Source organism: Metabacillus fastidiosus NBRC 101226, from assembly GCF_001591625.1.
GTDB classification, from domain to species: Bacteria; Bacillota; Bacilli; order Bacillales; family Bacillaceae; genus Metabacillus; species Metabacillus fastidiosus.
This window is the reverse complement of sequence record NZ_BCVG01000009.1, coordinates 19,904-31,733: the sequence shown is the minus strand read 5'-3', so window position 1 is coordinate 31,733 and position 11,830 is coordinate 19,904. Positions and strand designations below refer to the sequence as shown.

Genomic DNA, 11,830 nt, shown 5'->3' with positions numbered 1-11,830 from the left:
TCTTGAAAATACATTTCCTGCTCTATGACAAAACTAGTGTCATTTCGGCAACATTAGCTAGATTTAGTAGCATCTCCTAAAACCCGCTTAAATAAATTCCACCAGCTTGCTTCCTCAACATCTTTTTCAGCAACAATTGGGCTTCTTACAATAACTTTCTCATTTTTCTTTAAAATGAGTGTACCGAGTTCATCACCTTTTTTAACCGGTGCTTTAATTTTCTTCTTCATAACAACTTCCTGCGTTATATCATCAATGCCCGCACCTTTTTTCGTTAAAATAGATATTGGCTCTGAAGTGAGTAAATTCGCATGTTTCTTTTCACCTTTACTTACTTCCACCTTTGTAATTTTATGATTTCTTTCAAATAAAGGATGTGTCTCATACTGGCTGAAAGCATAATCCAGCATTTTTGTTATTTGTGCATTCCGCTCCTTCGGTGTATTTGCACCGAAAACAACAGCAATGACACGCATATCCCCTTTTTTTGCCGTTGCAGAAAGACAGTATTTCGCTTCATTCGTAAATCCTGTTTTAATACCATCTACTCCCGGATAAAATTTCACAAGCCGGTTCGTATTCACAAGCCAGAATTTCTTATCTGTATTCTCCCTTAAATAATCTTCATACACACTTGTGAATTTTGTAATTCCGTCATATTTCAAAAGTTCTTTTGACATCATCGCCATATCATGTGCTGTACTGTAATGTCCTTCTTCTGGCAATCCTGTCGGGTTTTTGAATTGTGTATTTTTTAATCCTAATTCTTCTGCCTTTGTATTCATTCGTTTTACAAACTGTTCAACAGACCCTGAAATTTTTTCAGCCATTGCAACAGATGCATCATTTCCTGATGCAATTGCAATTCCTTTTAACATTTCCTCTACAGTCATTTCCTCACCGGGCTCTAAAAATATTTGCGAGCCCCCCATCGAAGCAGCATATTCACTAGTACGCACCTTTTCATCCATTTTTATATGACCTTTATCAAGCTCCTCCATAATAAGAAGCATTGTCATAATTTTTGTCATACTTGCTGGAGGCAGCTTTTCATCACTATTTTTTTCGTATAAAATGCTTCCAGTATCACGTTCGATGAGAATCGCTGATTTAGCCTGATCCGCTAACTTTACAGTCGATTCTTGAGCATAAGCCGATGGTGTTATAGTAAAAATTAAAGCGAATATCGTTAAACATGAAAGAAGTCGTTTCATCTTTCACCCTCCATTCTTTATACAAATCCATTTTTTCCAATGAGAGGAATAATATACTAGGAATAGAGTGAAATATTTATAAAATTTTCATGAACCTGTTTTGCCCATAAAAAAACTTGCCGTCTAAATAACGGCAAGTCTTTTTTATACGTTAGAGTAAATTAGCGGCGGTGCCTGAATATGGGTACCTGAAATTTTGATGCTTTCATACAGTTTCTTTTTCACATCTTCTACATTTTCCCTATTACTGTGAATTGTCACTAATGTGTCTCCCTGTTCGACTCGATCCCCGACTTTTTTATGCAGTTCGATTCCGACGGAAAGATCGATTTTAGATTCCTTCGTTTCTCTTCCAGCACCTAAAATCATAGCGGCCGTACCTATCTCATTCGCAATAATTTCCGAAATATAGCCGGATTCCTTCGCTTCTAATTTTATCTTATATTCAGCCTGAGGAAGCTTTTCTACTTGATCAACAACTGCAGGATCACCGCCCTGCGCTTGTAAAAACGCTTTCATTGTTTCTATTGCTTTTCCGCTTTCTATAGCATCTGTAAGCATTTTCCTTGCTTCCTCAAATGAAGATGCCTTATTTGCCAAATAGACCATATGGCTTCCAAGTGTTAAACAAAGCTCTTCTAAATCTTTTGGTCCTTCTCCTCTTAAAGTAGCGATCGCTTCTCTTACTTCCAGTGCATTCCCTATTGCATATCCTAACGGCTGGCTCATATCAGATATAATAGCAACCGCTTTTTTCCCTACAGTATTTCCGATATTAACCATCGTACGGGCGAGCTCTTTTGCATCATCTATATCTTTCATAAAAGCTCCTGCACCCGTTTTTACATCTAAGACGATTGCATCTGCACCTGCAGCAATTTTCTTGCTCATAACAGAGCTTGCAATAAGCGGAATACTGTTAACTGTTGCCGTTACATCCCGAAGAGCATATAATTTTTTATCAGCTGGTGTTAAATTCCCGCTCTGTCCAACGATAGCAATTTTATTTTCATTTACTAATTTAATGAACTCCTCATTGCTAAGCTCCATATGGAATCCGGGAACAGCTTCTAATTTATCAATTGTTCCTCCTGTATGGCCAAGCCCCCGCCCAGACATTTTTGCAACTGGGACACCAACCGCAGCAACTAGCGGACCAAGAACTAACGTCGTAGTATCACCGACTCCGCCTGTACTGTGTTTATCGACTTTTATTCCCTCAATTCCGCTTAAATCAATTGTGTCACCGGATTGAATCATTGCCATCGTCAGTTCCGCACATTCCTGTTCCGACATTCCTTGGAAGAATACTGCCATTAGAAGTGCGCTCATTTGATAGTCAGGGATGCTTTCATCTGTATAACCCTTAATAATAAATTGGATTTCTTCCTTCGTTAATTGCCTTCCATCCCTTTTCTTTTCAATTAAATCAACCATCCTCATTATAGTGACACCTCACTTAGTATGTATTTTTTCAACAGTTCTCTTTACTAAATTCAGAAAGTTCTCCCTTACCTTTTCCGTCGTTTCTATTACTTCATCATGTGATAACGGCTGATCAAGAATACCAGCTGCCATATTCGAAATACAAGAAATACCTAACACTTTTATATTAGAGTGGCGCGCAACAATCACTTCAGGAACAGAGGACATTCCAACAGCATCGCCGCCTAAAATACGGAGCGCCCGAATTTCAGCAGGTGTTTCATATGTTGGACCTGTATTTGCCACATAGACACCTTCCTGTATATTTATATCTAGTTCCGCACTTGCCTCTTTTGCAATTTTACGAAGCTCTTTATTATACGCTTCTGATAAATCTGGAAAACGCACACCTAATTTTGCATCATTCGGGCCAATTAAAGGATTTGTTCCCATATTATTGATATGATCTGTTATAATCATTAAATCTCCAGGCTCAAATGATTCGTTGATCCCGCCGGCAGCATTCGTGACGATAAGTATTTCAACACCCAATTCCTTCATTACCCTTACTGGAAAAGTAACCTTTTCCATACTGTATCCTTCATAGAAATGGAATCTCCCCTGCATTGCAACGACATCTGCTCCCATCAGTTTCCCGAATACAAGCTGCCCAGCATGTCCTTCCACAGTGGAAACTGGAAAGTTTGGAATTTGATCATACGGGACTTTCACATCATTTTCAATTTCATCAGCTAAAACACCTAAGCCCGATCCTAATATTAAACCGATTTTCGGTATTATTTTATATTTAGAAAGCAGATAGGATACTGTTTCCTGTATCATTTTATTTCCCCCTTGTTATATCAGCTAAAAAGCTCTCCCCGTATTTCGGTAAATCAACGTTAAAATTATCTGCAATTGTTGCCCCTACATCAGCAAATGTTTCCCTGATCGGAAGCTCCCCTGTCTCTTTCATACTAGGACTGTAAACGAGGAGAGGAACATATTCACGCGTGTGGTCTGTGCCTTGATGAACCGGATCATTCCCATGGTCAGCCGTAATGATTAACAGATCATCTTCTTTCAGATTTTCCAATACTTCTGTAAGACGCTCATCAAATTCCTCAAGTGCTTTCCCGTATCCTTTCGGGTCGCGGCGATGACCGAAAAGTGCGTCGAAATCAACTAGATTTAAAAAGCTCAGCCCTGTGAAATCCATTTCCACCGCGTCGTTCAGCTTATCCATTCCGTCCAGATTTGACTTCGTTCTAAGTGATTTTGTAATTCCTTCCCCGTCAAAAATATCGGAAATTTTACCGATAGAAACAACATCGAGACCATTGTCTTTCAGTTCGTTCATCACGGTTCTGTCAAATGGCTTTAACGCATAATCATGACGATTCGCTGTTCGTGTAAAATTGCCTGGTTCCCCAATAAAAGGACGGGCGATAATTCTTCCAACCATGTATTTTTCATCAAGCGTTAATTCACGGGCAATTTCACAAATCTTATAAAGCTCCTCGAGTGGAACGATATCCTCATGTGCGGCAATTTGCAGAACAGAATCAGCAGAAGTGTAGACGATTAATGCACCAGTATTCATATGCTCTTCTCCAAGTTCTACAAGTATCTCTGTCCCCGAAGCCGGCTTATTGCCGATAATTTTTCTCCCTGTTTTACTTTCCAGTTCATCAATTAATTCCTTTGGAAAACCATCTGGAAATACTCTAAACGGCTTTTCAATCCACATACCCATCATTTCCCAGTGACCAGTCATCGTATCTTTTCCATTGGAAGCTTCTTTCATTTTCGTATAAAACGCAAGGGGATTTTCCTGTATAGGAATACCTTTAATTTCACGGATGTTACTTAGTCCAAGCTTTGCAAGATTCGGCATATGAAGCCCATTCATATGCTCCGCAATATGTCCAAGCGTATCGGCACCTTCGTCATTGAATTTACTGGCATCAGGCGCTTCCCCGATTCCTACTGAATCCATTACGACAAGAAAAATTCGTTTATATGTATAGTTTGACATAGTATCCTCACTTTCTCTTTTGTCTACAAAAGAAGACGGTACTTGTATTTGCTGATTCGATATTTCCTTACACCGCCTCATCATATTATTATCACTATTTTACCAAACATTTATCATTTCCACTCATTATGTTTACCCTTTATGATCACAAAAAAGCCTCTTATAATGGAAGAGACTTTCTTTATGCTCTGGGGTGAAATTGCTTATAAACATCTTTTAGACGTGTTTTCGTTACATGTGTATAAATTTGCGTCGTCGAAATATCAGCATGTCCAAGCATTTCTTGTACAGCTCGTAAATCAGCGCCATTTTCAAGCAAATGGGTTGCAAATGAATGACGGAGAGTATGAGGTGTTAATTCTTTTTTTATATTTGCCTGAATAGTGATTTTTTTAAGATTTTTCCAAAATCCTTGTCTGGAAATGCGCTTGCCGTGATGATTTAAAAAAAGTGCATCTGTCGGATGCTTCGCACTTAATAAATGGACTCTTCCTCTTTCAATATACGATGTAATTGCCTCTGTTGCTGCCCTTCCAATTGGAACAATTCTCTCTTTATTTCCCTTGCCGTAGCAGCGGATAAACCCCATCGTTAAATGAACATCCGCTAAATTCAGCTGAATCATCTCACTGACACGGATACCTGTCGCATATAAAAGCTCCAGCATCGCCTTATCACGGTATCCGAAAGGCGAAGTGAGTAGCGGTGTATCAAGCAGCTTTTCCACTTCTTCAAGCGATAATATTTTCGGTAAGCTCCGCTCAATTTGCGGTGACTCAATCTGCACAGACGGATCACTGCCGGCAGCTTTTTCCCTTAATAAGAACTGATGGAATGATCGAATAGATGCCGTATGCCTTGCAATTGTTTTGCTAGATTTATTACTGTCTTTCAATTTTTTCAAAAACTGAATAATATGAAGACGTGAAACCTCATTAAATGAACCTATATTCTCTTCTTCGCTTAAAAACTGGTAATAGCTTTTTAAATCCCGTTCATAGGAAACAATTGTATTGCTGGATAATCCTCGTTCAACGACTAAATAATGAATAAAATCCTTTATTTGATCTCTCAATTCTCACTACTCCCCATTAACATAAAAGAAAAAAAGCCTGTTCATCCAATTTTCTCTTTCAGTGCTAACCATATTTGTTACTTTTAATGCAGCACCTTCCGGCTCATCATAACGTCTCATCTCTTGATATTCCAAGTTTACCCACATGATAGCATAATAGAATAAAATCGTAAATCCCGTAAACAGCATAAATACTTTTAATGTGTTGGCAATCGTTTTAATAAAAATCATTAAGTTTTCCTCCATATCTTCCTTCTTATTAGAAGATATGCCGAAAAGGACAAACTTTATACATAAAAACAAAAACCTTTTCTATTGAAAAAGAAAAGGCTCATTCTTCATCTATTATTTTTTCATTTTCTTTACAATTTTCACAAATACCATGGAATATGAGACGGTGATACTTAATTTCAAAATTCCAATCCTGTTCTACTTTTTGTTCAACATCCTTTAAAAGATCTTCCAGAATTTCCGAAACAGCTCCACATTCAATACATACGAGATGGTGATGAAAATGTGCAGCACCTTCTTTTCTTAAGTCATACCTGGAAACACCGTCACCAAAGTTTATTTTATCAACAATTTTCAACTCAGTTAATAGTTCCAATGTTCGATAAACGGTTGCTAATCCAATTTCAGGTGATTTTTCTTTAACGAGGAGGTATACATCTTCAGCGCTTAAATGATCCTCTTCATTCTCAAGTAACACCCGAACCGTCGCTTCCCTCTGCGGTGTTAATTTATAGCTCGCCGAATGCAGCTGTTTTTTTATTCGTTCCACGCGATTTTCCATTGTAAACTTCCTCCCTCGCCACGTTACACGTTTATTATAACAAAGATGAGGAAAGTGTCCAACTAAAATCATTCCAATTAAAGAAAAGTAATGATTATCTTATAAGAATCATTATTATTTAGTAACAACTTCTACTAATGATTTCATTAACATTGGTGATGCATACGCCTCAAATAATGAAGCAATAACTGTAAAGAGTGAAATACTAACTAAGACAACAACATATTTCATAAACATGGAGAATGGTGATTCCATCATTAATGTCTTTTTCATATACAACTGTTTAACCATTTTCAGTGAAAAAGAAATGGCGACAGCACACATAACGATGAATGCCGGAATAAGCAATATATTTTGCGGCAGGACGGTAACAAAAGAAAGCAGAAACCCTTTCCAACCAAGCTGATTAACGAGAAAGCCCACTGTGAAACCAACGACCATTCCTTTTATAAAAAGCATAACTAATATAACCGGCAGTCCGATAATCGATATTCCGAGCACCCACATTAAACCCAAATACTTCATATTATGAAAAAAGCTCTGTTTAAACATATCGATTGAGCTTGCAATTTTACCTTCAGATACTTGTCCAAAGAAACGGCTTAAATAATAATACAAATCTTCCTTTTGATTTATATTCATGCTGTTGACGATAATTGCTCCGAAAATAACACCCATTAAAAAAAGGACAAATACAAATAAATAGATCGATGACTGGTCTTTTATATGTTGCTTAATAATCGTTTGCAGCTGCTGTTTTTTTCGCATCGTTTTATCCTCCCGTACATCAATTACTAGATTATATGGGAGAATTAAAAAACTATGACTATTTTAAACACCTGTTACTTTTCCATATATTCCGCCACCGCCGGCCTTTACCTGAAGCTTTCCTTCTCTTGCAGCAATAATATAGGACACAAGTTTTTCAGGAATAATTTCTGCTAATTCATTTTCTGCTGCTTCATGTATAATATTCATTTCTGTTTGAAAGACTGCTTTTAATTTTAACAATGTTTTCGGACCTAAACCAGGTATAAATTGCAATGGCACCTGATGAATATAAGGAGGTCTCTCTCTATCATCATTCGATTCTGACGCCAGTTCTTTTAAACGGTTGCTTACACCTTTTGTAAATCTTCTGCTGCCGCATTTCTCACATACCGGTTCTCCAGCTTTTTTCTGTTCGCCGCATTTTTCACACGTCGTTATATAATACTTCCCTAAAAATGGATTCAATCCGTAGTTAGCTACTATTTTACGTCCTTTTTCTTCTCTTAATGCAAGCTTCAATTCAGCAAATGTAGGTGCTTCCAGACAAATTTTCTGATATTCTCTCCCGATTTTAGGAAGAGAATGAGCATCTGAATTTGTAATATACGTGTATTCGTGAAGCTCTGCGATTTCATCAGCCATACTCGTATCAGAACTAAGTCCAAGCTCAACCGCATCTATTAATGAAGGATCAAATACTTCCTTTAAAGAAAAATCAACTCCGCTGCCATATAAACTTTTATGCGGTGTGAAAATATGCGCCGGAATAAAAAGTCCATCAAGTTCCTTCACTTTCTCCTGAAGCACACGACCATTTTCATATATTCTTTGGGAACTTAATGTTATATTTGTCACACGGCTCCTGAGCCATTCGGAAAACTGAATCATTTTTTCAATTGTCGGCATAAATACGAGCACATGGATCGGCCCTTTACAAAACTCATCATATATTTCAAGCTCTGTTCCAAGTATTAATATGGTTTCCTTAAACTGTATACCGCCCTCGCCGAGTTCCTTGCACTCCCCGCTCTCTATTCTTTCTCTCAAGTCTTGGAGCACTTCGGGTACATGACAGTCGATAACACCGACAATATCAATTCCTTTATGTTCACTTGCCTCTATTAATATATTCTCAAGTGTTAATGTTTTTGAGGCGGTAATTTTAACTGGTTTTCCACTTTTTGTTCTGCCGATATGAATATGTAAATCCGCAAAATAATCATTCATATTATTTATGAAGCGCTTGTTGAAGCTGCAAATATTGAACAGCATACACTGTTTTTGCATCATATATCCGCTCATCTTCCACCATTGCCTGCGCTTCTTCCAATGTCACCTCCAGTACATCTAAAAACTCATCTTCATCTAGCTCTGCCGCAACCGTTGATTTTGTCAGCCCTTTAGCAAGGAATAAATGGACAAGTTCATCTGCAAAACCAGGGGATGTATAAAAGGAAACAATCTTCTCCAGCTTTTCACATGTATACCCTGTTTCTTCTTCTAACTCCCGCTTTGCAGTTGATTCAGGGCTTTCCCCTTTTTCTAGTTTACCCGCCGGAATCTCAACTAATGCTCTTTCTAACGCTTTTCTATATTGTTCAACCATAAGCAGCTTATTATCATCTGTTAAAGCAATAACAGCAACAGCGCCCGGATGTTTAATAATCTCTCTCGTCCCCGTCTTACCATTCGGCAGCTCCACTTCTTCTAAATAAAGAGCGATAACTCTTCCTTTAAATATTTCTTTCGAAGTTAACGTTTTTTCTATTAAGTGATCCATTTTCATCCGCTCCTCGTTCTATCATATTTTTCCCTTCATATATTTTATCATATCTTTTCAAGGAGGCATTATTTGTGATGAAGGTTTTCTTTTATACGAACCGCTTAGTTCTCATCGGAAAAAAGAATGAAATCCACAAGAAATTAAAAGAATTTGAGCATGTCTCTACTAGTATGAAACAATTAATGAAAAAGAAATAAATAATACATGTAAATGATAACAATATTCCTGGTTCTTAACTTGAATTTATTATAAAACCGGGTTGATTTTTGGCTCATCCATTTGCAAGCTCTGCTTGCAAATGCTTTTCAGCTTTAGCTGAAAAGTGCTCAAATTTCTCAAAAGGGGAAGAAAAGCTCGCTTTTCTCTCTCCCTTTTGGGAAATTTGAGCGAGATGAGCCAAAAATCGTGCATTATACTAGTTTTAATATGTATTCTATAAAGTCTTCGATCCATACTTCTTTTTCACATTTTGCTATAATGATTTTAAATGACTTAAAATCAGGAGAGTGAAATATGAGAAAAAGACAATTAGGACCGTCTGATTTATTTGTGAGTGAAATCGGTCTTGGATGTATGTCACTTGGAACAGAAGAAAAACAGGCATTGTCATTAGTAGATGAAGCGATTGATCTTGGTATAAACTATCTTGATACAGCTGATTTATATAATTTTGGTTTAAATGAAGAATTTGTCGGTAAAGCGATTAAACAACGCAGGAAAGATATTATTGTAGCAACAAAAGGCGGAAACCGCTGGAATGAAGGAGAAGAAGGCTGGCATTGGGATCCATCTAAAGCATACATAAAAGAAGCTGTAAAAAAGAGTTTGAAAAGACTTAATACAGATTATATTGATCTATATCAATTACATGGCGGGACAATTAGCGATAACATCGATGAAACGATTGAAGCGTTTGAGGAATTAAAGAAGGAAGGAGTTATCCGCTATTACGGAATCTCTTCTATCCGTCCTAATGTTATTAAACAATATTTAGAAAAATCATCCATCATTTCAATCATGATGCAATACAGCCTTCTCGACCGCCGTCCCGAGGAATGGTTTTCCCTTATTAAGGAGCATAATGTCAGCATTATCGCCCGCGGACCGCTTGCAAAAGGTTTATTAACAGAAAAAACTTTTATAAAAGAAGAAGGCAAAGGCTATCTTTCTTACACTGCCTCAGAAATTGAAGCGGTACGAAAAGAAATAAAAGCTTGCGCCCCATCGCGCTCATTTACTGAAACAGCTGTCCAATACTGCCTGCACAATGACATAGTAGCAGCTGTCATACCAGGAGCCAGCAAAATCTCACAATTGAAAGAAAACTGCAGCGCAGCAGGTTCGAACCGACTTACTGAAGAGATTTATACAAAACTTCAGCAAGCAACAAAGCAAGATATTTATGAACAGCATAGATAATAAACCATCCTGTAATGCTTGTAGATAAATACTAAAAATTGTTTACTGAAAGGCCCCTTAATAGAAATCTTCTGATCTTGCTGAATTTCTATAAGGAGCCTCCTCTTTATTTATACTCTTTCCAGTTTAAAGAACTCTCATCTAAAAGTTCTTCAAAGCTCTTATTTTTTTCTTTTTCTTTTCTCTCTTTTATTTTCTCCTGCCTCAATGCTTCTTCTTTTTCTTCCTGCTGCTTCGTTAAATTACTTTTCACCGCTTTTAACTGTTTTAATAAATCTGACTCTAAATGATCTTCCAGCTGTACTGTTGAATCATCTTTTTTCTTCTTTGGATGCTTCATATTACTATCCCCCAACATCTTTTTTTAGATTATAACCTTAGATTAGGAAGGAATAAAAGCTTTTCGCTTTATTAAATAACTCTTAGTTTAATATATCGATATATGCTTTAATTTATTAGGGTTGAGCATATTATAGATCATATTGATTTGGCTATTATGAATCTGAAAAGAAAGGACGGATAAAATCTCTTCCTTCTTATGGATAATGATCGCAGGCTCGCCATTGACATTTGCTTTTATCATTTTTATTTCTTTATCCATTTGCGCATACTTGCTGAAAAGACCTTGAATGAGTCTGCAAATTTTCTCTCCTGTTTCAATCGGCCGGATAGCAGCCTTAATAATTCCTCCTCCGTCTGCATAATAAACCGCTTCTGATGAGAGTAATTTCAGTACAGTATCAAAATCCCCATCATTTAAAGACTTCATAAAGGAGTCTACAATTCGATTTTGTTCTTTTATTTCTATTAGTTCAACACCTGATTGATCCTGTCTAATCTTTTGTTTAGCACGACTGTATATTTTACGGCAAGCCGCATTCTCTTTACCAATTATTTCAGCTATTGCCGCATATTCCATTGCGATTGCTTCCCTTAATATAAACACAATCCTTTCAGTTAAACTTAATTGCTCTAATATATACATATAAGCTATAGATATATTTTCTTTTGAAATAAGCTGATGCAAAGGATCATCATCTTGTAATAAAATTGGTTCCGGAAGCCATGTACCGGTATATGTCTCACGTTTATAGCGTGCTGATTTCAATAAATCAATACTTCTATGTGTAACCATCGTACATAATAAAGACTTTATATTTTTATGATGTACTTCCATATTCATTAATTTTAGATAAACATCATGTACGATGTCTTCTGAATCTGATACATTTCCTAAAAGCTGATAAGACAAATTAAATAATAAACCTTTATATTGTGTATACAAGCTCTCTAATTGCAATTTTTCCACAAG

At 36.9% G+C, this 11,830-nt stretch carries 14 protein-coding genes; 2 read left to right on the top strand and 12 right to left on the bottom strand.

From position 1 onward, the window contains the following. Window positions 1-53: 53 nt before the first annotated feature. From BFA01S_RS04195 to BFA01S_RS04150, 10 genes are all read right to left on the bottom strand, one after another. A complete protein-coding gene (locus BFA01S_RS04195; RefSeq protein WP_066226200.1) occupies window positions 54-1,214 on the bottom strand; it encodes a D-alanyl-D-alanine carboxypeptidase family protein in 1,161 nt (386 codons plus the stop codon). A gap of 144 nt (window positions 1,215-1,358) precedes the next feature. Continuing rightward, window positions 1,359-2,657, bottom strand: a complete 1,299-nt coding sequence (locus BFA01S_RS04190) for a pyrimidine-nucleoside phosphorylase (RefSeq protein ID WP_066226197.1) — start codon at window positions 2,655-2,657, stop codon at window positions 1,359-1,361. Between the two features lie 12 nt (window positions 2,658-2,669). Continuing rightward, window positions 2,670-3,482, bottom strand: a complete 813-nt coding sequence (locus tag BFA01S_RS04185) for a purine-nucleoside phosphorylase (protein WP_066226194.1) — start codon at window positions 3,480-3,482, stop codon at window positions 2,670-2,672. Window position 3,483: 1 nt separating this feature from the next. Beyond that, window positions 3,484-4,677 carry a phosphopentomutase gene (gene deoB / locus BFA01S_RS04180; RefSeq protein WP_066226191.1) on the bottom strand — a complete coding sequence of 398 codons (1,194 nt, stop codon included), beginning with the start codon at window positions 4,675-4,677 and terminating at the stop codon, window positions 3,484-3,486. Window positions 4,678-4,858: 181 nt separating this feature from the next. Further along, a complete protein-coding gene (gene xerD, locus BFA01S_RS04175; RefSeq protein WP_066226188.1) occupies window positions 4,859-5,752 on the bottom strand; it encodes a site-specific tyrosine recombinase XerD in 894 nt (297 codons plus the stop codon). 6 nt (window positions 5,753-5,758) lie between these two features. After that, complete coding sequence (locus BFA01S_RS04170) at window positions 5,759-5,983, bottom strand: YqzK family protein (protein ID WP_066226185.1); 225 nt, start codon at window positions 5,981-5,983, stop codon at window positions 5,759-5,761. Window positions 5,984-6,083: 100 nt separating this feature from the next. Continuing rightward, the gene (fur, locus tag BFA01S_RS04165; protein WP_066226183.1) at window positions 6,084-6,545 is read right to left on the bottom strand and encodes a ferric iron uptake transcriptional regulator; all 462 of its coding nucleotides are present in this window, start codon (window positions 6,543-6,545) and stop codon (window positions 6,084-6,086) included. A gap of 114 nt (window positions 6,546-6,659) precedes the next feature. After that, window positions 6,660-7,313: a stage II sporulation protein M gene (gene spoIIM, locus BFA01S_RS04160; protein ID WP_066226181.1), complete on the bottom strand. Its 654-nt coding sequence runs from the start codon at window positions 7,311-7,313 to the stop codon at window positions 6,660-6,662. Window positions 7,314-7,376: 63 nt separating this feature from the next. Next, on the bottom strand, window positions 7,377-8,543 hold the full coding sequence (locus tag BFA01S_RS04155; protein WP_066226179.1) for a TIGR00375 family protein: 1,167 nt from the start codon (window positions 8,541-8,543) through the stop codon (window positions 7,377-7,379). A gap of 1 nt (window position 8,544) precedes the next feature. Beyond that, window positions 8,545-9,096, bottom strand: a complete 552-nt coding sequence (locus BFA01S_RS04150; RefSeq protein ID WP_066226176.1) for an NUDIX hydrolase — start codon at window positions 9,094-9,096, stop codon at window positions 8,545-8,547. 77 nt (window positions 9,097-9,173) lie between these two features. Between BFA01S_RS04150 and mciZ the strand changes: the two genes are divergently transcribed. Then, window positions 9,174-9,296 (top strand): Z-ring formation inhibitor MciZ, encoded by a 123-nt coding sequence (mciZ, locus tag BFA01S_RS22265; RefSeq protein ID WP_412758869.1) that lies wholly within the window; start codon window positions 9,174-9,176, stop codon window positions 9,294-9,296. Window positions 9,297-9,612: 316 nt separating this feature from the next. Continuing rightward, the gene (locus BFA01S_RS04145; protein WP_066226174.1) at window positions 9,613-10,518 is read left to right on the top strand and encodes an aldo/keto reductase; all 906 of its coding nucleotides are present in this window, start codon (window positions 9,613-9,615) and stop codon (window positions 10,516-10,518) included. Between the two features lie 106 nt (window positions 10,519-10,624). On the opposite strand, the gene BFA01S_RS04140 is transcribed toward BFA01S_RS04145, so the two are convergent. Next, the gene (locus BFA01S_RS04140) at window positions 10,625-10,858 is read right to left on the bottom strand and encodes a YqkE family protein (RefSeq protein WP_066226171.1); all 234 of its coding nucleotides are present in this window, start codon (window positions 10,856-10,858) and stop codon (window positions 10,625-10,627) included. 87 nt (window positions 10,859-10,945) lie between these two features. Continuing rightward, window positions 10,946-11,827 carry an RNA polymerase sigma factor SigJ gene (gene sigJ / locus BFA01S_RS04135; RefSeq protein ID WP_169800431.1) on the bottom strand — a complete coding sequence of 294 codons (882 nt, stop codon included), beginning with the start codon at window positions 11,825-11,827 and terminating at the stop codon, window positions 10,946-10,948. Window positions 11,828-11,830 lie beyond the last annotated feature (3 nt).

Coding starts and splice junctions, on each gene's coding strand:
- BFA01S_RS04140 (WP_066226171.1), bottom strand. CDS start 10,858: ATGAAGCATCCAAAGAAGAAAAAAGATGATTCAACAGTACAGCTGGAA.
- spoIIM (WP_066226181.1), bottom strand. CDS start 7,313: ATGCGAAAAAAACAGCAGCTGCAAACGATTATTAAGCAACATATAAAA.
- BFA01S_RS04155 (WP_066226179.1), bottom strand. CDS start 8,543: ATGAATGATTATTTTGCGGATTTACATATTCATATCGGCAGAACAAAA.
- BFA01S_RS04190 (WP_066226197.1), bottom strand. CDS start 2,657: ATGAGGATGGTTGATTTAATTGAAAAGAAAAGGGATGGAAGGCAATTA.
- BFA01S_RS04195 (WP_066226200.1), bottom strand. CDS start 1,214: ATGAAACGACTTCTTTCATGTTTAACGATATTCGCTTTAATTTTTACT.
- BFA01S_RS04145 (WP_066226174.1), top strand. CDS start 9,613: ATGAGAAAAAGACAATTAGGACCGTCTGATTTATTTGTGAGTGAAATC.
- mciZ (WP_412758869.1), top strand. CDS start 9,174: ATGAAGGTTTTCTTTTATACGAACCGCTTAGTTCTCATCGGAAAAAAG.
- fur (WP_066226183.1), bottom strand. CDS start 6,545: ATGGAAAATCGCGTGGAACGAATAAAAAAACAGCTGCATTCGGCGAGC.
- BFA01S_RS04185 (WP_066226194.1), bottom strand. CDS start 3,482: ATGATACAGGAAACAGTATCCTATCTGCTTTCTAAATATAAAATAATA.
- BFA01S_RS04150 (WP_066226176.1), bottom strand. CDS start 9,096: ATGGATCACTTAATAGAAAAAACGTTAACTTCGAAAGAAATATTTAAA.
- deoB (WP_066226191.1), bottom strand. CDS start 4,677: ATGTCAAACTATACATATAAACGAATTTTTCTTGTCGTAATGGATTCA.
- BFA01S_RS04170 (WP_066226185.1), bottom strand. CDS start 5,983: ATGATTTTTATTAAAACGATTGCCAACACATTAAAAGTATTTATGCTG.